Below are 18,421 nucleotides of genomic sequence, written 5' to 3'. Positions count from 1 at the left end.
ATAACCAAAGGTTAACCAATCACCACGCCCATTGATATATTGACGCGATAAAAACCACAAAGTTAGTTTTTTATATCGCAGATTACAAACTTTAAGGAAAATCATCTCAAAAAATGGTCGCAGAACTAAATTTTAATAAAAAAATAATAACACGTGAATGTTGAGCGCAATCACATATAGCCGGCATACGCATTAGCCTGATGAATTAACACGCTTGCCGCGACGCAAATGTTAAAATTTAGGTTCAGCCAAGGCGCTGGGGAAATAATAATGAAAGGAAAAGCTTACGAATGACGCCTGTCGCATTATTCGCAACAGGCGAAAACATTCGCGCAGTTCATTGAACTGATGAAGGGAATATCAGGCTAAAGGTCAAGCAAGCAGCATCCTGGCCAGCGGAACACTGCGCGCGCACCTCACCGCCGTGCAGCGTCATGATGGCGCGCACGATAGACAGCCCCAGCCCACTGGCATGATTGCCGGCGCTGCGCGCGGGATCGGCGCGGTAGAAACGATCGAACAGTTTTTCCAGCTGTGCCGGCGCGATCGGCGGCCCCTGATTGATAACCTGCACCCACCAGGCATCGGCGCGCCGTTCAGCCCGCAACGCGATCAGGCTGTTTTCATCGGCATAGCGCACCGCGTTGGCCACCAGGTTGCTCAGCGCCCGCTGGAACAACATCGCGTCCGCCTTCAGCTCGCCTTCCCCTTCGCAGCTCAGCGCGATGCCGCGTTCTTCCGCCAGCCCTTCGAAGTAATCCGCCACCCGCCGCAGTTCCAGCGCCACATCCAGACGGCTGTAGTTCAGCGCAGACTGCGCCTCCCCGGCGCGCGCCAGGAACAGGATGTTTTCCACCATGCGGGAAATGCGCTCCAGCTCATCCATATTGTTCGACAGCAGGGTTTCGTACTCCTCCACGCTGCGGGGCTGGTAAAGCGCCACCTGGCACTGGCCCATCAGCGCCCCTATCGGGGTGCGGATCTCATGGGCCAGATCGGCGGAAAACTGCGTCAGGCGCTGATAGCCTTCATTCAATCGATCGAGCATCGCATTGAACGAACGGGTCAGTTGCTGCAATTCCTTCGGTGCCCCCTGCTCGCTGAGGCGCGTCGACAGCGTATTGGGCGCAATCTGCGCTGCCTGCGCCGCCATGCGCCATAACGGCTTCAATCCCCGGCGCATGACCCCATACCCCAGCAGCGCAATCAGCAGGAAAGCCACCGCCACCGCCGCGACGATGCGCCACAGGTAACGCGCCAGCATCTTCTGCTCGTTGACCATCACGTGCGCGGCGGAGATCTGCAACAGGCTGCCGTCTTCCAGGCGCACCATCGCCGACGCCGCACGCAGCGGCACCCCCTGCGCCGTTTCCCCGCCGCGCACGGCGGCCAACGTCTGCGCCTGGCCGGCCGGCGTCGGCGCGATCGGCGGCAATGCCACCCCGGCCGGGTTCACGTTGATGAGCGGTTCTTGCCCCGGAATTTGGAAAATCAGCACGTCCTGTTCATTGCCCAGCATGTTTTCAAACAGGCCGTTATTGGCGGTCAGGCGCGCCAAAGGAAAGCGCTGTCCCAGCAAATGGCGGAAATACTCTACGCGCCCGGTCACCTGCAGATCGCTGCGCAGCGTCATTTCCTGGCGCATGGCGCTATACAGATACCCGCCCGTCCCGCTCACCACCAAAGCGGCCACCAGCGCGAACAGCGTTGCGGTGCGCAGCGTCAGCGATACCGGCCGACGTGAAGTGCGCCCGTTCACGAGCGTGGCTCGCAGACATAGCCGATGCCGCGCACGCTGTGGATCAGCTTGACGTCGAACGGCCGGTCTATTTTGGCGCGCAGGCGTTTGATCGCCACGTCAACCACATTGGTGTCGCTGTCAAAATTCATGTCCCACACCTGAGAGGCGATCTGCGTGCGCGACAGCACTTCGCCCTCGCGCCGCACCAGCAGGTGCAGCAGCATGAACTCCTTGTTGGTCAACGGGATCACCTGTTCCTGACGCACCGCCCGGCGGCGCAGCACGTCCAGCTGCAGATCGGCGATGGCATAATGATCGGCTTCGCGCGCCGGCCCACGGCGCAGCAAGGTGCGTAAACGCAGCACCAGTTCGGTGAACGAAAACGGTTTAATCAGATAATCGTCCGCGCCCAGCTCCAGACCGTGGATGCGATCCTGCACGCCGTCGCGAGCGGTGAGAAACAGAATCGGCACGTCGCTTTTCTTGCGCAGCACCTCGATGATCTGCCAACCGTCCAGCCCCGGCAGCATCACGTCGAGCACGATCGCATCGTAATCCTGCTCCAACGCGCGAAACAACCCGTCGGTGCCGGTGCGCGCCAAATCGACGCCGTACCCCGCCTCGCTCAGCCCTTTCTTCAGGTAATCCCCTGTGCCGATATCGTCTTCAACTACCAGTATTCGCATGCTCGCCACCTCGTTACGTCTGCAAAAATACTAGCAGCTTCAGCGGACAAACTTGATGACATTAATGTCATCAAACGGCCATGGCGCTGACCCAATGGCTCAACCATGCTTACCCGGCAAACTCATTTCAGGAGAACGTTATGATTACCCGTCATCGTATAGCCGGTTTACTGTTGTCCACCTTGCTGCTGTCCAGCGGCCTGGCCGCCGCCGCTCAAACGCCGGGCAAGGTTATCGCGCCGCTGCGCGGCACCATCAGCCAGGTGGCCGACGGCAATCTGCAGCTGACCGATCGCAAGGGTGAGACGCTCAGCGTCAAGCTGAACGATCAGACCAAAGTGCTCAGCGTGTCCAAGGCCACGCTGGACGACATCAAACCGGACAGCTTTATCGGCACCGCCGCCGTGCCGCAGCCGGACGGCACGCTCAAAGCGCTGGAGGTGCACGTGTTCGCCGCCAGCCTGCGCGGCACCGGCGAAGGGCACTCGGCCTGGGAATCCGCCGACGGCAAAGTGGACACCATGACCAACGGCACCGTCGGCAAACTGGTGAAATCCAACGGCCGCACCCTGACCGTCACCTACGGCAACCAGCAGAAAACCGTCGTCGTGCCGGAAGACGTGCCGATCGTGACGCTGGATCCGGGCGATCTGAGCCTGCTGAAGCCGGGCGTGCACATCGTGCTGTTCTCCGCCGTCAACGATAAGGGCGAGCGCGTCGCCACCCGCATATCCGCCGGCAAAGACGGCACCGTACCGCCGATGTAACCGGAGAAAGCCATGAAAACCAACGCGTCGCGGCCGGTGCATCGCTGGCCGGTTCGAATCACTCATTGGATCAACCTGTTCGCCATGGTGTGCATGTTCATGAGCGGCTGGGAGATCTATAACGCCTCGCCGCTGTTCGATTTCCGCTTTCCGCCGCAGATGACGCTGGGCGGTTGGCTGGGCGGCGCGATTGGTTGGCATTTGGCGGTGATGTGGCTATTGGCGCTCAACGCCGCCTGCTATCTGCTGTGGAGCCTGTTCAGCGGCCATTTTCGCCGCGATCTGTTGCCGCTTCGCGTCGGCGCGCTGCGGCAGGATATCTGGCTGGCGCTGACGCTGCGCCTGCGCCACCGGCATGGCCACTACAACGCCATTCAAAAGCTGATGTATCTCGGCGTGCTGGCGCTGGGCCTATTGCTGGTGCTGTCCGGCCTGGCGATTTGGAAGCCGGTTCAGCTGCAGGGATTGGTCGCCCTGTTTGGCGGCTTCGATTTCGCGCGCTACGTGCATTTCTTCGCCATGGTCGGCATTGGCCTGTTCGTGGCGATCCACGTCTTTATGGTGATCGTCGTGCCCAAAACGCTGTGGGCGATGATAACGGGTGGCAAACATGAATGAGAAAAAGCCGCGGGCAACCGCGCCAAAACTGGAACCGGACCAAAAAAAGCAGCTGGTCAATCTGCAGCGCCGCCTGATGCTGCGCTCCGGCCTGACGCTGGGCGGCATCGCCATGCTCACCGGTTGCAACCTGCAAGACGGCGATCGGGTGGATAAGGTGCTGTGGGCCATGTCGCGCTGGAACGACCGGGTGCAGGCCTGGCTGTTCAGCGGCCAGCGGCTGGCGCAAACTTACCGGCCCGATCAGATTACCCAGCCTTTCCCCTTCAACGCGTTTTACCCGGAATACAACGTCCCCGAGATCGATCTGGCCGGCTACCGGCTTGAAGTCGCTGGGAAAGTGGAGAAAAAAGCGCCCTGGACGCTGGAACAGCTGCAGCGGCTGCCGCAGCAAAGCCAGATCACGCGTCTGATCTGCATTGAGGGCTGGAGCGCCATCGGCCAATGGGGCGGCGTGCCGCTGCGCACCTTTCTGCAGCACGTCGGGGCGGATCTGAATGCCGGTTACGTCGGCTTCAAATGCGCCGATCGCTACTACTCCAGCCTCGACATGGCCACCGCGCTGCACCCGCAGACCATTCTGGCGCTGGATTTCGGCGGCAAGGCGCTGCCGGCGGACTATGGCTACCCGCTGCGGCTGCGGGTGCCCACCAAGCTGGGGTTCAAAAACGCCAAACATATCGCCGCCATCTTTGTCAGCGACGTCAATCCGGGCGGCTATTGGGAAGATCAGGGCTACAACTGGTTCAGCGGCATTTAGTTTTGCGCGGCGCTGCGCATAAGCGCCATCGGCGGCTGGAGGATCTTCTCCGCCGCAGTTAATAATCGGTTCGTCACAAAGGGGATAACTATAGGAAAAATAATAGTAAAAAGGATTTCATCATGGAGATTGATGTGAGGGAGTCACACACAGGGATAGCAGACACATACAGGTATCAGATTACTGTAAGAAAAAGTGATGGTAAAACGGCCATCTATCATTTGGATTTCAAGAAAATTGGGCAAAACATGCACCATTGGTTTGCCCCAGTGTATGTGGACACTACTCTCCTCGATAATGCTTTCTCTCTGGAGTTTTATGATGTTAAGGCGCTGAGCGACGCAAGCAGGCACCAGCGCTCAGCTTTCGATACCTATACCGCAATGCATTACACCCTTCTCCAACGCGAACGTTTATTCGTCGTTGGCATCGGGGAAACCCTTCTCAAGTTTGCTTATCAGTATCATGCCAGGATCATCTTCAGTGCACCGTTAAGGCCAGCATTAGCTAAAATTTATGATTTCCTGTTGAAAAAACACGCTGAAAAAGGGCATTATTCATACAAAATAGAGTTTATAAAGGACGGCCTCTATGTCATCGAAATCCCGCGTAACCCCCATAACACCCCATACTTACCAGCAGCACGTTAAGGAACAACGCCTGAAAGAGATGCAAGCCTTCCACGAAGAGTGGTGGGAACAAAGGCGCCGCGAATGGCGTGAACGCGGCGGCGTTGAAGCAAGTGAACCGCCCGCACGTGGCATCGATACCGAACTTTTATCCTGATTCCGGTTCGTTCTTACTCTTCTTCCCCTGCCGTCAGCAACGCAAGCCCCGCTTGCTCGATTGCCTCCCGCGCGGCGGCGGGTAGCCCCTCGTCGGTAATGACGGCGTCAAAGGCGGCGATCGGCAGCGCCAGGTAGGTCGCGATCTTGCCGTATTTCGAGGTGTCGCTGAGCAGAATGCAGCGGCGGCTGGCCTCGACGATGGCCTTCTTTACCATCACCTTGTCTTCGTTCGGCGTCGACAGGCCGCGCATGCTCCACGAAGAGGCGGAGATAAACGCCAGATCGATAAACAGACCGCGCAGCGCCTGCGCCGCCGCTTCGCCGACGCAGGAGCGGTTTTCCCGGCACACGGTGCCGCCGGTGTGGATGATTCTGCACTGGCTGTGTTCGATCAGAAAGCCGGCGATGACAAAGTCGTTGGTCACCACCGTCAAATCGTCACGCTCATCGATCTGCTTCGCCAGCGCCAGCGTGGTGGTGCCGGCATCCAGATAAATACAGCTATTGGCGGGAATTTGCCGCGCCGCCAGCCGGCCGATGGCGATTTTCTGCCGGCTGAACATCCCCTCTTTGGCCTGGTGCGAAGGTTCGCTCGCCACCCGCTCGGGCGCCTGCACGCCGCCCGAGACCGACTGCACCGCGCCCTGTTCCTCCAGCTTTTGCAAATCGCGGCGGATCGTCATATGCGACACCCCCAGCCGTTCGGTCAGCTCGGCAATGCTGACGACGCCGCGTTCGGATACCAGCGCAAGAATTTGTTGATGGCGTTCTACAGGTATCACGGTTCCCTCTCGTTGCTGCGGTGATAATAATTGTGATTTTACGTCAATTTTCGTTCGCCGATAGCCCTAATTTTTCGCGGCGTGACGGCGCGCGCAGTGACGCCAGAAAAACATAAACTTATTTAAAAACATAACAATAATGTTGATGCAGGCCAGAAACCGTACGAAGAATTCGTCTCACGCATTGTTAATTATTGTGATGTCGATCGCGGATAAACGGCCGTCAAGCGCTTACATTTAACACAACAAAACAAATTATCACTAAAATTAACAGGAGTGCAGTATGACACACCCAGGGAATTATGCCGTCTGCGTCATTGGGCTGGGCGCGATGGGCATGGGCGCGGCGCGTTCGTGCCTCCGCGCCGGATTGACCACCTACGGGGCGGACCTGAATCCGCAGGCGCTGGCGGCGCTGCAACAGGCCGGCGCAAAACACGCGTCTACCAGCGCGCGCGACTTCGCCGCCGAACTGGACGCCGTGCTGCTGCTGGTGGTGAACGCCGCCCAGGTGAAGCAGATCCTGTTCGGCGAACAAGGCCTGGCGCCAAAGCTCAAGCCGGGCACCGCGGTGATGGTCTCTTCGACCATTTCCGCCGATGACGCCAAACAGATCGAGCAACGGCTGCTGGACTACGGGCTGCCGATGCTGGATGCGCCGGTTTCCGGCGGAGCGGCCAAGGCGGAGGAAGGCCAGATGACGGTGATGGCCGCCGGCGCCGACGCCACCTTCGAGCGCCTGCAACCCGTGCTGGACGCCATCGCCGGCAAGGTTTACCGCATCGGCGAGGCGATCGGCCTGGGCGCGACGGTTAAAATCATCCACCAGCTGTTGGCCGGGGTGCACATCGCCGCCGGAGCGGAAGCCATGGCGCTGGCCGCCCGCGCCGGCATCCCGCTGGACGTGATGTACGACGTGGTCACCCACGCCGCCGGCAACTCCTGGATGTTCGAAAATCGCATGCGCCACGTGGTCGACGGCGACTATGCGCCCAAATCGGCGGTGGATATCTTCGTCAAGGATCTGGGGCTGGTGGCCGATACCGCCAAGGCGCTGCACTTCCCGCTGCCGCTGGCCTCCACCGCCTTCACCATGTTTACCGCCGCCAGCAACGCCGGTTACGGTAAAGAAGACGACAGTGCGGTAATCAAAATCTTTGCCGGCATCGATTTGCCGCAGAAAAAGGAGGCAATCTGATGCTGCTCGGCGTAATCGCGGATGATTTTACCGGCGCGACCGATATCGCCAGTTTTCTGGTGCAAAACGGCCTGCCGACGGTGCAGTTGAACGGCGTGCCGCAAGACGAAACGCCGGTCAGCGCGCAGGCGGCGGTCATCAGCCTGAAATCGCGCTCCTGCCCGGCAGAGCAGGCGGTCGAACTGTCGTTGCAGGCGCTGGCCTGGCTGCAAAAACAGGGCTGCCGCCAGTTCTACTTCAAATACTGCTCCACTTTCGACAGCACCGCGCAGGGCAATATCGGCCCGGTGACCGACGCCCTGCTCGCCGCGCTGGGGGAAAGTTTCACAGTGGTATCTCCGGCGTTGCCGATAAACGGCCGCACGGTCTATCAGGGCCACCTGTTCGTCGGGGAACAGCTGCTGTCCGAATCCGGCATGCGTCATCACCCGGTCACGCCGATGACCGACAGCAACCTGCTGCGCCTGATGGAATCCCAGGCCACCGGGCGCTGCGGGCTGGTGACGGCGGCGGAAATGGATCGCGGCGCCGGGGCGGTCAGCGAGAAACTGCGGCAATTGGCGCAGGAAGGCGTGCGCTACGCGGTGCTGGATACGCTCAACGAACGGCATCTGCTCAGCCAGGGCGAAGCGTTGAAAACGATGAAGCTGGTGACCGGCGGTTCGGGCCTGGCGATCGGCCTGGCGCGGCAGTGGGCGCAGAACGGCGAGCGTTCGGCAGAGGCGGCCGGCGCGCCGCAGGGCGAGAAAGCGGCGGTGCTGTCCGGTTCTTGCTCCGTCATGACTAACCGGCAGGTGGCGCACTACCGCGAACGCGCGGCGGCGCAGGCCATCGATATCGGCCGCTGTCTCGATCCGCAGGCGCGCGCCGCCTACGCCGCCGAGCTGGCGCATTGGGCGCAGCGTCACGCCGGGGAGGCGCTTGCCCCGCTGATCTACGCCACCGCAGCGCCGGAAGCGCTGCAGCAAACGCAACGGCAGTACGGTAGCGCCGCCAGCGAGGCGGTGGAGGCGTTGTTCGCCGAGCTGGTAGTGCAACTGCGCCAGTTGGGATTCAGCCGCTTTATCGTCGCCGGCGGCGAAACCTCCGGCGTGGTCACGCAGGCGCTGGGCATTCGCGGCTTCCATATCGGCCCCAGTATTTCCCCCGGCGTTCCCTGGGTGCGCGCCAGCGATCGGGCCATTTCCCTGGCATTGAAATCAGGCAATTTTGGCGATGAAGCCTTCTTCGCGCGCGCGCAAACGGAGTTTCCAGTATGACCACGACCATCGAACAGCAGGCACGAGAAGAGATGGTGCGCCTGGGCGCCTCGTTTTTCCAACGCGGTTACGCCACCGGCTCAGCCGGCAACCTCTCGCTGTTGCTGCCGGACGGCGCGCTGCTGGCGACGCCGACCGGCTCCTGTCTCGGCGAGCTGCAGGCCGACCGCCTGTCTAAAGTGAGCCTGAACGGCGACTGGCTGTCCGGCGACAAGCCGTCGAAAGAGATCAGCTTTCACCGCGCGCTGTATCTGAACAACCCGGAATGCAAAGCGGTGGTGCACCTGCATTGCACCTACCTCACGGCGCTCTCTTGCCTGCAGGGGCTGGACGTCGACAACGCCATCAAACCGTTCACCCCCTATGTGGTGATGCGCGTCGGCAAGGTGCCGGTGGTGCCCTACTATCGCCCCGGCGACGAAAGGCTGGCGCAGGATCTGGCCCGCCTGGCGCCCACCCACCGCGCCTTTTTGCTGGCCAACCACGGGCCGGTGGTGACGGGTAAAGACCTGCGAGCGGCGGCGGACAATACCGAAGAGATGGAAGATGCGGCGCGGCTGATCTTCACCCTCGGCGATCGTCCGATCCGCTATTTGACCGATGATGAAATTGCCGAATTACGGAGCTGACCCATGCCTAAATTTGCCGCCAATTTATCGATGATGTTTAACGAAGTGCCGTTCCTCGAGCGCTTCGCCGCCGCTGCCGAACAAGGCTTCAACGCGGTGGAGTTCCTGTTTCCTTACGAGCATCCCGCCGAGCTGTTGGCGGAAAAACTGCGCGAACACGGCCTGCAACAGGTGCTGTTCAACACCGCGCCCGGCGATGTCGCCGCCGGCGAATGGGGGCTGGCGGCGCTGCCGGGCCGCGAGCAGGATGCGCGCGCCGATATCGATCGCGCGCTGGCCTACGCCATCGCCCTCGCCTGCCCCTGCGTGCACCTGATGGCCGGCGTGGTGCCCGCGGGCGCGGACCGGCAGTGTTATCTCGACACCTTTATCGCCAATGCGCGCTATGCCGCCGACGCCTTCGCCCCGCACGGCGTCAAGGTGCTGATCGAAGCGCTCAGCCCACCTGTCAAGCCCGACTACCTGTTCGCCAGTCAACATCATGCGGCGGAGGCGGTGGCGGCTATCGAGAGACCGAACGTGTTCATTCAGTTCGACTTTTTCCACGCGCAGTTAGTGGACGGCAATATCAGCGGGCTGCTGGAAACACTGGCCGGGCGCTACGCACATATCCAGATAGCCTCGGTGCCGGATCGCCATGAGCCGGATGACGGCGAACTGAATTACCCGTGGCTGTTCGACAGGCTGGATGCGCTCGGTTATCAGGGCTGGGTAGGTTGCGAATACCGGCCGCGCGGCGACACCGCCGCCGGGCTCGGCTGGCTGAAACCTTACCGCTAACGCCGCCGCCGACACCAGGAAATCGATTTTATAACAATGAAACGCACCCGTATCGCCACGCGGCGATCGCGGTGCCCAACGCTTACCCAACGAAAGGCTTTTTTCATGTCTACCTCTCTGCTGTTGCTGATTGCCGTTCTCGGCGTGGTGCTGCTGTTATTGATGGTCATCAAGGCGAAGGTGCAACCCTTTGTCGCGCTGTTGGTGGTCAGTCTGCTGGTGGCGTTGGCCAGCGGCATTCCGACCGGTGAAGTGATGAAAGTGATGACCGCCGGGATGGGCGGCGTGCTCGGCTCGGTGACCATCATCATCGGCCTGGGGGCGATGCTTGGCCGCATGATCGAACACTCGGGCGGCGCCGAGTCGCTGGCGCAGCGCTTCAGCCAGGGGCTGGGGCCGAAACGCACCGTCGCCGCGCTGACCCTCGCCGCGTTTATCCTCGGCATTCCGGTGTTCTTCGACGTCGGCTTTATCATTCTGGCGCCGATTATCTACGGCTTCGCCAAGGTCGCCAAAGTGTCGCCGCTGAAGTTCGGCCTGCCGATGGCCGGCGTGATGTTGACGGTTCACGTCGCGCTGCCGCCGCACCCCGGCCCGGTGGCCGCCGCCGGTTTGCTCAACGCCGACATCGGTTGGCTGACTATCATCGGCCTCGCGATCTGTATTCCGGTCGGCGCGATCGGCTATTTCGCCGCCAACTACCTCAACCGCAAAACCTATCCGTTATCGATAGAGGTGCTGGAACAGCTGCAGCTGGCGGCGCCGGAACCGCGTCCGGAAGGGCAAGCGCCGCTCAGCGATCGCATCAACCCGCCCGGCGCCGGGCTGGTGGCAGCGCTGATCGTCATCCCGATCGCCATCATCATGCTCGGCACCGTCTCCGCCACGCTGTTGCCTGCCGGCTCGGCGCTGCGCGATACGCTGTCGCTGCTGGGCTCGCCGGCGGTGGCGCTGATGATCGCCCTGCTGCTGGCCTTCTACTTCCTGGCGCTGCGCCGCGGCTGGAGCCTGCAACACGCCAGCGATGTGATGGGCGCTGCGCTGCCGACCGCCGCGGTGGTGATCCTGGTGACCGGCGCGGGCGGCGTGTTCGGCAAGGTGCTGGTAGAATCCGGCGTCGGCAAGGCGCTGGCGGAGGTGCTGACGGCCATCGGCCTGCCACTGGTGCCCGCCGCCTTTATCATTTCGCTGGCGCTGCGCGCTTCGCAGGGATCCGCCACCGTGGCGATCCTGACCACCGGCGGCCTGTTGTCGGAGGCGGTCAGCGGCTTGAATCAGCTGCAGCTGGTGCTGGTGACGCTGGCGACCTGTTTCGGCGGGCTGGGGCTTTCCCACGTCAACGACTCCGGTTTTTGGATCGTCACGCGCTATCTGGGGCTGTCGGTGGCCGACGGCCTGAAAACCTGGACGGTGCTGACCACCCTGCTCGGCCTGAGCGGCTTTCTGTTCACCTGGCTGTTGTGGCTGGCGGTGTGATTTCTCTGGCATACTGAACGCCGTTGTTTTTCATCGCCTTTCACCCTGTGCAGGAGCTGCAACATGACCATAATCAACACCGCGCCAACGCTTGTCACCGAACGCCTGCGGCTGGACGCGCACAGGCTGGACGACTTCGAGTCGCTGGCCGCATTGTGGGCCGATCCGCTGGTGGTACGCTATATCGGCGGCACGCCGCGCGACCGGGAAGACTCCTGGGGGCGCCTGATGCGCTACGCCGGCCACTGGGCGCTGTTGGGGTATGGAAATTGGGCGGTGCGTGACAAACAGAGCGGCGAGTACCTCGGCAGCATCGGCTTCTTCGACGGCCTGCGCGATATCACCCCGGCGCTCGACGCGCCGGAAATGGGCTGGACGCTGGTGAGTTCTGCGCACGGCAAAGGCTACGCCACCGAGGCACTGCGGGCGGCGCTGGCCTGGGGTAAAACGCACCTGCCGGGGGAGAAAACCGTCTGCATCATCTCGCCGGAAAACCAGGCTTCGCTGGCGCTGGCGAAAAAAGTCGGCTTTAGCGAAAGCCGCCGCAGCGAGTACCACCAGAGCCCGATCGTCGTGATGCATTGCCCGCTCTAAAACCTAACCGCGTTGCATCGCCAACGCCGTTTGAACAAAGTTGTCCCGCAGCGCGTCGGCGCGCTGCGGGTCCCAGGCGATACCGACCTGCCACTCCGTTTCCTCGCCGCTCAGCGGTAAAATGTCGATGCTGGCCGGCGCGATATGCGTGATGCTGTGCGGCAGCAGCGCAACGCCGACGCCGGCGGCGACCAGCGCCAACAGCGTCTGAATATCGCCGGCCTGCTGCACCACGTTCGGCGTCAAGCGATGAGCGGCGATAAACCGCAGCGACTGATCGCTCAGCCCGCGCCCGCGCTTCGGAGTCAACTGCAACAGCGGCAGCTGATTGAAACGCGCCATCAGATCGTCGGCGCGCAGCGCCAGCGCGCCCGGCGCGGCCAGCACCAACCGGTCACTCAGCATTGCCACGCCGCACAGCGGCGTATTGACCGGCAAACGCACGAACCCCGCCTGCAACTCCCCCTGCAACAGCAACTGATACTGCCGCTCCGACGGGATGTCCTCCAGGCCGATCGCCACCTCGGGAAACCGTTGGCGAAAAGCCGCCACCAGCTGCGGCGCCAGATGAAAGCTGGAGAGGCCAAATCCCAGCGCCAGCCGCCCCGCTTCCCCGAGCGCCACCCGCCGGGCGCGCCGCTGAAACTGCTGGTACTGTTCCACCAGCGCCTGCGCCTCCGGGTAGAGCCGCTGCCCGCCGGCGGTGAGCACCGCGCCCTGTCGGCCACGCTCGAACAATCGAACGCCGAGCTGGGTTTCCAGCGCCTGAATCTGCTTGCTCAGCGCCGGCTGGCTGATGCACAGCCGGCTCGCCGCCTGTCGATAGTTGCCCTGCTCGGCCAGCACCACCAGGGCGCGCAGTTGTTTTATGTCCATTCCATCAGGTTATCAAATAGGGAATTTAATTGATTATACAGTAATCAATCCACCTGCTGTAATCAACGCAGACCCTAACCGGAGAGACACCATGACCATCTCATTGCGCGCCGCCACGGTGCAGTTCCAGCATCGCGCCAGCGATAAGAATTACAACCTGTCGATCATTGAGCGCTTTATCGCTCAGGCGGCCGAGCAGCAGGTACAGCTGCTGGCCTTCCCGGAAATGTGCATCACCGGCTATTGGCACGTGCGCCATCTGTCCGACGCCGAAGTGCGGGCGCTGGCGGAACCGATCGCCGCCAGCCCTTCGCTGGCGCGTATTCGCCCGCTGGCGGAGCGTTACAACATGGCGATCGGCGTCGGGCTGATCGAGCTGGGCGACGACGGCCGTTGCTACAACGCCTACGCCGTATGCCTGCCGGACGGCGCGCTGCATGTGCACCGTAAACTGCACGCCTTCGAACACCCGGCTATCGCCAGCGGCGATCGCTATACCGTATTCGACACCCCCTGGGGCGTGCGCGTGGGCGTATTGATCTGCTGGGACAACAATCTGGTGGAGAATGTGCGCGCAACGGCGCTGCTGGGCGCGGAGGTGTTGATGGCCCCGCACCAGACCGGCGGCACCCATTCGCGCAGCCCGCACGGCATGAAGCCGATCCCACAGGCGCTGTGGCAGCGGCGGGCGGAAGATCCGCAGGCGATAGAAGCCGCCTTTCGCGGCGAACACGGCCGCGGCTGGCTGATGCGCTGGCTGCCCTCGCGCGCTCACGACAACGGGCTGTTTTTGCTGTTCAGCAACGGCGTGGGCCGCGATGACGATGAGGTACGCACCGGCAATGCGATGATCCTCGATCCCTACGGCCGCATCGTGGCGGAGACCTGGGCGGCGGAAGACCGGATGGTCAGCGCCGATCTCGATCTGACGCTGATCCCGCTCAGCACCGGCCGCCGCTGGATTTACGGACGCCGCCCCGAGCTGTACGGTTTACTGACCGAACCGCAAGGCTATGAGCGCGATGCCCGCAGCGCACGCTTTTCGACGCAGCCGACGGGGCCGGCGGCCAATGATAGATAAAAAAAATCCGCCCGAAGGCGGATTTTTTATCCGCGCGGCAACCTGTGCCGCGCATTCACGCCCGCAGGCATGAAGAAATCTTAGAAGCGGTAGCCTACGCCAACGTTCCAGCTGCCAACGTCCACGCTGCGGATGCGGCTCTGCTCGTAGCCAACGTCCAGGGCAACGTTTTCGATTGGGTTGAACTGCAGACCGGCACCGTAGGTGAAGCCGTAGTCGCTGTTGCCACCTTTGTTACCACCAGCCTGGGCGTTGTCGATGTTTTTGCCGTAGCCAACACCGATCACACCGTAGATGCTCGCCCAGTCGTTGAAGCGGTAAGCTGGACCTGCGGTGATGGAATCGTACTGAGATTTCTTGTAGAAACCGTTTTCAGAACGATTTTTTTCCAGGTGGGTGAAGGAGCCGATCACACCCAGTGGGTTGTTGTCGAACTCGTAACGGTATTTCAGGTTGAAACCGTCGGCCTTGTTAGCAACGCCTTGGAGATCACCCTGCGCATAGCCAGCGGATACGGTGCTCTGACCAGCGAATGCGGTACCTGCGCTAACTGCTAATACGCAAGCTGCTACTGCGGAAAGACATGCAATTTTTTTCATAACCACCTCAAACGCGTTTTATTATTAAGTACATCCATTTGTTCATGCTTTGAAAATATAACAAAAATTAGCGTGAAACTCTGCCTTGAAATGAGTGTCTAAAGCTTTATATCGTGTAACAGAAGATTTCAAGAACAGTGTATCTGCTTATTTTCGCTCTATTTTCGGCCGTATTCTACGGCTTTCTGTGACAAAAATCACCAATTTAATATCCAGATAATTCTTAAGAAAAAGCGCACTTTTTGACCAAATTCGCCACATCTCATCCGAGGATCGGCGGATTTCACCGCGATGCGCGCTTTTCTCAGACAGATTTTCGCCATTTCATTTACACTGCTCGCATCCCCGTTTCGACCGTTTTCTCAAGGCTGAGGAACGGCGCAAAAAAGGCTCGTTAAGGATGTCGTTATCTACTTCCGGCAGAGCGCCCTCCGCGCTGCTGCCCATCTGTCTGTTAATCATCGCCATGGTGTCTATCCAGAGCGGCGCCTCGTTGGCCAAAAGCCTGTTCCCGATCGTGGGCGCAGAAGGCATTACGACGCTGCGCCTTTTCATCGGCACCCTGATTCTGTTCATTATCTTCCGCCCGTGGCGTATGCGCATCGTCGCCGGCAGCCGCTTGCCACTGCTGATTTACGGCCTGTCGCTCGGCGCGATGAACTACCTGTTCTACCTGTCGCTGCGCACCGTGCCGCTCGGCATCGCCGTGGCGCTGGAGTTTACCGGCCCGTTGGCGGTGGCCATGTTCTCGTCGCGCCGACCGATCGACTTTCTTTGGGTGGCGCTGGCGATCGCCGGGTTGTGGTTCCTGTTGCCGCTCGGCCACGGCGTGGGCGGGATCGATCCGTTCGGTGCCGCCTGTGCGCTCGGCGCCGGTGCCTGCTGGGCGGTCTATATCATCTTCGGCCAGAAGGCCGGCGGCGATCACGGCCCCGGTACGGTGGCGCTCGGCTCCTTGATCGCCGCGCTGGTGTTCTGCCCGATCGGCGCCTGGCAAACCGGCAGCGTGCTGTTCAATCTCGATATTCTGCCGGTGGCGCTGGCGGTGGCGATCCTCTCCACCGCGCTGCCATATTCGCTGGAGATCATCGCGCTGCCCAAAATTCCGGCGCGCACCTTCGGCACCTTAATGAGCCTCGAACCGGCGATGGCGGCGCTGTCCGGCATGCTGTTCCTCGGCGAACACCTGAGCGGCGTGCAATGGCTGGCGCTGGCGGCGATTATCGCCGCCTCCATGGGCTCCGCCCTGACCATTCGCCCCAAGCCGCGCCTCGAAAGCCTTTCCTGATCGCCTGACTCGCCTGCCGACCGCAACGTCGGAATGCAGGCGGGTTAACTGTTTTCCTCGTGACAAATCGGCATACTTCCCCTTAGCCTGTATCGCAGGCTCTTTGGACTTTCGCTCACATGGAGAATAACAGTGATTCACAACAGCCTGTTCAACCCCCGCTTCGGCCGCGGACTCGCGCCGGCGCTGGTTTCAACCCTGACCGAGTTACGCCGATGCGACCTGCCCGAACTGGCGCTGGGCCATCACCCGATCGACGGCGACAACATCTTTATGGACGTGATGACGCTGACCACCGTGCCGGCGGCGGAAAAGCGCGCCGAAATGCATCAGGAGTACATCGCGCTGCATCTGCTGATCAGCGGCGAAGAACGCATCGAATACGGCCTGGCGGGCGACTGGCACCGCGAACATCCCCACGCGGAAAATAGCGACCTTCTGCTGCTGGACATCAAACGCCACCCGCAAACGCTGCACATGACGCACGGCATGTTCGCGATCTTTTTCCAGATGGAAGCGCACAAAACCGGCTGCCTGTGGCAGCGGCCGCAGCACATCAAGAAAGCGGTGGTGAGGATCCATCACCGCCTGTTGCTGTGAACCTGCGGCAGCGTCCGTAGAAAATCGGCGGCCTGGCGGGGAGAGCGCAAGCGCTTGAAACGGCGCCCTGCATCGGTACGGGCCATCTCCGCCAGGTATTTTCGCCGGTTCTTCGAGTAGGTGCGGATCGTCCACAGCACGATCGACTCGCGGCTGAAGAAAGAACGGCGGAAACTTTCCCGATTGCCGGTGCCCGGCCACAGCTCGCTTTTGCTGGCCGCGCGCCGGCACGCGCGGCGCACGGCCTGCCACAGCGTGCGGCAGAAGCCGTAGTCCAGCCACAGGATATAGTCGACCTCGCGCCACTTGATCGCCTGCGTGCGGCTGTAGTTGCCGTCCAGCACCCAGCCTCCTCCCGCTTCGGCCAGCGTCTGCTCAAGCCGCGCCAGGAACGCGTCATCGGGCGTCCCCTGCCACTCGGGCCGCCAATAGAGCCTGTCCATCTCGATATAGGGAACGTCAAGACGTTCCGCCAGTTGACGCGCCAGGGTGCTTTTACCGCTGCCGCTGGTGCCGACGACGTTAATTTTCATCATTCGCCAATAAAGTCCGGGGTTAATTCCCTTACTTTATCCGCATCAATTACGGCTATCAATCTGAATAGGCTTGAAATTAACACCCCGATAACAAAGCAGATATTTAGCCGAACCCGCATGCCGGCAGAAAATAAAATAACAGGGGTAAATCTTCACTGACATAAATAATACCTTAAATTGAAATAACAATAACTTTCATAAAGTTACACAAAAACAAAAAACAAATAAAAATAGTGCCATTCGGCCATTCCTATTTGTGCAATAGCCATTTTCGTGCGGCAAAAATAAATACCCCTGCTATAATTGATCCCGTAACGAAATAGGACAACGACTAATCAAGAGGATATCTGATATGAGTACCGCTAAACTGGTGAAAACGAAATCTTCTGATCTGCTGTATACCCGTAACGATCTGGACGAAAAAGTCAAACTGGCCGCCATCAAGGCGCTGAACCATCAGGTCGTGCAATTCATCGATCTTTCGTTGATCACCAAGCAGGCGCACTGGAACATGCGCGGCGCAAACTTCATCGCGGTCCATGAAATGCTGGACGGCTTCCGCACCGCCATCATCGAGCATCAGGACACCTTCGCCGAACGCGTGGTGCAACTGGGCGGCGTGGCGCTGGGCACCGTACAGGTGGTTAACGATCGCACGCCGCTGAAAAGCTATCCGACCAATATCCACAGCGTGCAAGAGCACCTGAAAGCGCTGGCCGATCGCTACGGCGCGGTCGCGAATGACATCCGTAAAGCCATTACCGAAGTGGAAGACGAAGATACTGCCGACATGTTCACCGCCGCCTCGCGCGATCTGGACAAGTTCCTGTGGTTCATCGAATCCAACATCGAATAACGCTAAAAAGTTGCAGAGCGCCCGTCGTTCCGGGCAGAACAGGCTGGGCTTCGCCCGGCCTGTTTTCTTTTTCGCGGCCGTTGCATTGTACAAAAAACGGCCCATATTAAACGGTAAGGTTCCTTTGTCAGGAGGTAACGATGGCCAGCGGCTGGGCGGCGGACGGCGCCGTACAAGATCAGATTGATTCCACCGTCGACGATGCGGTGCAGCGCGCGCGTGAAGCGCTCGGGCACGGCGAGAGCGAGCGCTATTGCCAGGAATGTGGAGAGCCGATCCCCGAGGCGCGCCGCAAGGCGTTAACCGGCGTGCGTTTTTGCCTCGCCTGCCAGACCGAACAAGACAAAAAACACGCGGCCGCCAGCCTGTATAACCGGCGCGGCAGCAAAGACAGCCAGTTGCGCTAGCATTATCTGCCCCCCTTTTCGCCGCACGCGGCTCCGATTGCACCGTCAGTGCATCATGAAAGTTAGAGTTAGTTATCAATATTGAAGCAAAAACGTTAAA

General features: G+C 60.6%; 21 protein-coding genes. 15 read left to right on the top strand and 6 right to left on the bottom strand.

Annotated features, from left to right (window positions below):
* Positions 1 to 337: 337 nt before the first annotated feature.
* Together ACJ8IM_RS06905 and ACJ8IM_RS06900 are read right to left on the bottom strand one after the other, a co-directional pair.
* Positions 338 to 1,759, bottom strand: a complete 1,422-nt coding sequence (locus ACJ8IM_RS06905) for a heavy metal sensor histidine kinase (RefSeq protein ID WP_033653392.1) — start codon at positions 1,757 to 1,759, stop codon at positions 338 to 340.
* Entirely contained in the window at positions 1,756 to 2,427 is a 672-nt protein-coding gene (locus tag ACJ8IM_RS06900; RefSeq protein ID WP_033637675.1) for a heavy metal response regulator transcription factor, read from the bottom strand. The genes ACJ8IM_RS06905 and ACJ8IM_RS06900 overlap by 4 nt, the downstream gene beginning before the upstream one ends.
* A 140-nt stretch (positions 2,428 to 2,567) precedes the next feature.
* Between ACJ8IM_RS06900 and ACJ8IM_RS06895 the strand changes: the two genes are divergently transcribed.
* From ACJ8IM_RS06895 to ACJ8IM_RS06880, 4 genes are all read left to right on the top strand, one after another.
* Positions 2,568 to 3,194 (top strand): hypothetical protein, encoded by a 627-nt coding sequence (locus tag ACJ8IM_RS06895; RefSeq protein WP_033653393.1) that lies wholly within the window; start codon positions 2,568 to 2,570, stop codon positions 3,192 to 3,194.
* A gap of 12 nt (positions 3,195 to 3,206) precedes the next feature.
* On the top strand, positions 3,207 to 3,812 hold the full coding sequence (locus tag ACJ8IM_RS06890; RefSeq protein ID WP_033637673.1) for a cytochrome b/b6 domain-containing protein: 606 nt from the start codon (positions 3,207 to 3,209) through the stop codon (positions 3,810 to 3,812).
* The gene (locus ACJ8IM_RS06885; RefSeq protein ID WP_033637672.1) at positions 3,805 to 4,572 is read left to right on the top strand and encodes a molybdopterin-dependent oxidoreductase; all 768 of its coding nucleotides are present in this window, start codon (positions 3,805 to 3,807) and stop codon (positions 4,570 to 4,572) included. The genes ACJ8IM_RS06890 and ACJ8IM_RS06885 overlap by 8 nt, the downstream gene beginning before the upstream one ends.
* 122 nt (positions 4,573 to 4,694) lie before the next feature.
* On the top strand, positions 4,695 to 5,222 hold the full coding sequence (locus ACJ8IM_RS06880) for a hypothetical protein (protein ID WP_050595983.1): 528 nt from the start codon (positions 4,695 to 4,697) through the stop codon (positions 5,220 to 5,222).
* 149 nt (positions 5,223 to 5,371) lie between these two features.
* On the opposite strand, the gene ygbI is transcribed toward ACJ8IM_RS06880, so the two are convergent.
* The gene (gene ygbI / locus ACJ8IM_RS06875; protein WP_033653394.1) at positions 5,372 to 6,142 is read right to left on the bottom strand and encodes a DNA-binding transcriptional repressor YgbI; all 771 of its coding nucleotides are present in this window, start codon (positions 6,140 to 6,142) and stop codon (positions 5,372 to 5,374) included.
* 283 nt (positions 6,143 to 6,425) lie between these two features.
* Between ygbI and ltnD the strand changes: the two genes are divergently transcribed.
* The 6 genes from ltnD to ACJ8IM_RS06845 all read left to right on the top strand — a co-directional run bounded on the left by ltnD (position 6,426) and on the right by ACJ8IM_RS06845 (position 12,078).
* Positions 6,426 to 7,340: an L-threonate dehydrogenase gene (gene ltnD / locus ACJ8IM_RS06870; RefSeq protein ID WP_033646860.1), complete on the top strand. Its 915-nt coding sequence runs from the start codon at positions 6,426 to 6,428 to the stop codon at positions 7,338 to 7,340.
* Positions 7,340 to 8,599, top strand: coding sequence for a 3-oxo-tetronate kinase (gene otnK, locus ACJ8IM_RS06865; RefSeq protein ID WP_080289896.1), 1,260 nt, complete (start codon positions 7,340 to 7,342; stop codon positions 8,597 to 8,599). Before ltnD ends, otnK begins: the two co-directional genes overlap by 1 nt.
* Positions 8,596 to 9,228, top strand: coding sequence for a 3-oxo-tetronate 4-phosphate decarboxylase (gene otnC, locus ACJ8IM_RS06860; protein ID WP_033637668.1), 633 nt, complete (start codon positions 8,596 to 8,598; stop codon positions 9,226 to 9,228). Before otnK ends, otnC begins: the two co-directional genes overlap by 4 nt.
* 3 nt (positions 9,229 to 9,231) lie before the next feature.
* On the top strand, positions 9,232 to 10,008 hold the full coding sequence (otnI, locus tag ACJ8IM_RS06855) for a 2-oxo-tetronate isomerase (protein WP_033653396.1): 777 nt from the start codon (positions 9,232 to 9,234) through the stop codon (positions 10,006 to 10,008).
* A 105-nt stretch (positions 10,009 to 10,113) separates the two neighbouring features.
* Positions 10,114 to 11,484, top strand: a complete 1,371-nt coding sequence (locus ACJ8IM_RS06850) for a GntP family transporter (protein WP_033646865.1) — start codon at positions 10,114 to 10,116, stop codon at positions 11,482 to 11,484.
* Between the two features lie 63 nt (positions 11,485 to 11,547).
* Positions 11,548 to 12,078 carry a GNAT family N-acetyltransferase gene (locus ACJ8IM_RS06845; RefSeq protein ID WP_033653397.1) on the top strand — a complete coding sequence of 177 codons (531 nt, stop codon included), beginning with the start codon at positions 11,548 to 11,550 and terminating at the stop codon, positions 12,076 to 12,078.
* A 3-nt stretch (positions 12,079 to 12,081) separates the two neighbouring features.
* Here ACJ8IM_RS06845 and ACJ8IM_RS06840 read toward each other — a convergent pair whose 3' ends face one another.
* Complete coding sequence (locus ACJ8IM_RS06840) at positions 12,082 to 12,954, bottom strand: LysR family transcriptional regulator (RefSeq protein WP_033653398.1); 873 nt, start codon at positions 12,952 to 12,954, stop codon at positions 12,082 to 12,084.
* 91 nt (positions 12,955 to 13,045) lie between these two features.
* Here ACJ8IM_RS06840 and ACJ8IM_RS06835 point away from each other — a divergent pair, with 91 nt between their 5' ends.
* The gene (locus ACJ8IM_RS06835; RefSeq protein ID WP_033653399.1) at positions 13,046 to 14,035 is read left to right on the top strand and encodes a nitrilase family protein; all 990 of its coding nucleotides are present in this window, start codon (positions 13,046 to 13,048) and stop codon (positions 14,033 to 14,035) included.
* An 80-nt stretch (positions 14,036 to 14,115) separates the two neighbouring features.
* Here the strand turns inward: ACJ8IM_RS06835 and ompX are convergent, their stop codons facing one another.
* Entirely contained in the window at positions 14,116 to 14,634 is a 519-nt protein-coding gene (gene ompX / locus ACJ8IM_RS06830) for an outer membrane protein OmpX (protein ID WP_033637662.1), read from the bottom strand.
* A gap of 400 nt (positions 14,635 to 15,034) precedes the next feature.
* On the opposite strand from ompX, the gene rhtA reads away from it, so the two are divergent.
* Both rhtA and ACJ8IM_RS06820 read left to right on the top strand, forming a co-directional pair.
* Complete coding sequence (gene rhtA / locus ACJ8IM_RS06825; RefSeq protein WP_004939202.1) at positions 15,035 to 15,922, top strand: threonine/homoserine exporter RhtA; 888 nt, start codon at positions 15,035 to 15,037, stop codon at positions 15,920 to 15,922.
* A 132-nt stretch (positions 15,923 to 16,054) separates the two neighbouring features.
* Positions 16,055 to 16,522, top strand: coding sequence for a YhcH/YjgK/YiaL family protein (locus ACJ8IM_RS06820; RefSeq protein WP_033646871.1), 468 nt, complete (start codon positions 16,055 to 16,057; stop codon positions 16,520 to 16,522).
* Here the strand turns inward: ACJ8IM_RS06820 and ACJ8IM_RS06815 are convergent.
* Entirely contained in the window at positions 16,504 to 17,055 is a 552-nt protein-coding gene (locus ACJ8IM_RS06815) for an AAA family ATPase (protein WP_033653536.1), read from the bottom strand. The genes ACJ8IM_RS06820 and ACJ8IM_RS06815 overlap by 19 nt on opposite strands.
* 355 nt (positions 17,056 to 17,410) lie before the next feature.
* On the opposite strand from ACJ8IM_RS06815, the gene dps reads away from it, so the two are divergent.
* Both dps and ACJ8IM_RS06805 read left to right on the top strand, forming a co-directional pair.
* A complete protein-coding gene (dps, locus tag ACJ8IM_RS06810; RefSeq protein WP_004939215.1) occupies positions 17,411 to 17,914 on the top strand; it encodes a DNA starvation/stationary phase protection protein Dps in 504 nt (167 codons plus the stop codon).
* Positions 17,915 to 18,054: 140 nt separating this feature from the next.
* Entirely contained in the window at positions 18,055 to 18,321 is a 267-nt protein-coding gene (locus ACJ8IM_RS06805) for a DksA/TraR family C4-type zinc finger protein (protein WP_033637659.1), read from the top strand.
* The last annotated feature ends 100 nt before the right edge of the window (positions 18,322 to 18,421 follow it).

Origin of the sequence: Serratia sp. CY33525 (genome assembly GCF_052169115.1) — a bacterium.
Classification (GTDB): Bacteria; Pseudomonadota; Gammaproteobacteria; order Enterobacterales; family Enterobacteriaceae; genus Serratia; species Serratia sarumanii.
The sequence above is the reverse complement of the archived record's forward strand: the minus strand, read 5'-3'. Positions and strand labels throughout refer to the sequence as shown.

Bases quoted from the DNA above. Each gene is read 5' to 3' on its own strand.
- dps (WP_004939215.1), top strand. From the start codon at position 17,411: ATGAGTACCGCTAAACTGGTGAAAACGAAATCTTCTGATCTGCTGTAT.
- ompX (WP_033637662.1), bottom strand. From the start codon at position 14,634: ATGAAAAAAATTGCATGTCTTTCCGCAGTAGCAGCTTGCGTATTAGCA.
- ACJ8IM_RS06805 (WP_033637659.1), top strand. From the start codon at position 18,055: ATGGCCAGCGGCTGGGCGGCGGACGGCGCCGTACAAGATCAGATTGAT.
- otnI (WP_033653396.1), top strand. From the start codon at position 9,232: ATGCCTAAATTTGCCGCCAATTTATCGATGATGTTTAACGAAGTGCCG.
- otnK (WP_080289896.1), top strand. From the start codon at position 7,340: ATGCTGCTCGGCGTAATCGCGGATGATTTTACCGGCGCGACCGATATC.
- ACJ8IM_RS06815 (WP_033653536.1), bottom strand. From the start codon at position 17,055: ATGAAAATTAACGTCGTCGGCACCAGCGGCAGCGGTAAAAGCACCCTG.
- ACJ8IM_RS06840 (WP_033653398.1), bottom strand. From the start codon at position 12,954: ATGGACATAAAACAACTGCGCGCCCTGGTGGTGCTGGCCGAGCAGGGC.
- ltnD (WP_033646860.1), top strand. From the start codon at position 6,426: ATGACACACCCAGGGAATTATGCCGTCTGCGTCATTGGGCTGGGCGCG.
- ACJ8IM_RS06900 (WP_033637675.1), bottom strand. From the start codon at position 2,427: ATGCGAATACTGGTAGTTGAAGACGATATCGGCACAGGGGATTACCTG.
- otnC (WP_033637668.1), top strand. From the start codon at position 8,596: ATGACCACGACCATCGAACAGCAGGCACGAGAAGAGATGGTGCGCCTG.
- ACJ8IM_RS06835 (WP_033653399.1), top strand. From the start codon at position 13,046: ATGACCATCTCATTGCGCGCCGCCACGGTGCAGTTCCAGCATCGCGCC.
- ACJ8IM_RS06895 (WP_033653393.1), top strand. From the start codon at position 2,568: ATGATTACCCGTCATCGTATAGCCGGTTTACTGTTGTCCACCTTGCTG.
- ACJ8IM_RS06885 (WP_033637672.1), top strand. From the start codon at position 3,805: ATGAATGAGAAAAAGCCGCGGGCAACCGCGCCAAAACTGGAACCGGAC.
- ACJ8IM_RS06890 (WP_033637673.1), top strand. From the start codon at position 3,207: ATGAAAACCAACGCGTCGCGGCCGGTGCATCGCTGGCCGGTTCGAATC.
- ACJ8IM_RS06845 (WP_033653397.1), top strand. From the start codon at position 11,548: ATGACCATAATCAACACCGCGCCAACGCTTGTCACCGAACGCCTGCGG.
- ACJ8IM_RS06850 (WP_033646865.1), top strand. From the start codon at position 10,114: ATGTCTACCTCTCTGCTGTTGCTGATTGCCGTTCTCGGCGTGGTGCTG.
- rhtA (WP_004939202.1), top strand. From the start codon at position 15,035: ATGTCGTTATCTACTTCCGGCAGAGCGCCCTCCGCGCTGCTGCCCATC.
- ACJ8IM_RS06880 (WP_050595983.1), top strand. From the start codon at position 4,695: ATGGAGATTGATGTGAGGGAGTCACACACAGGGATAGCAGACACATAC.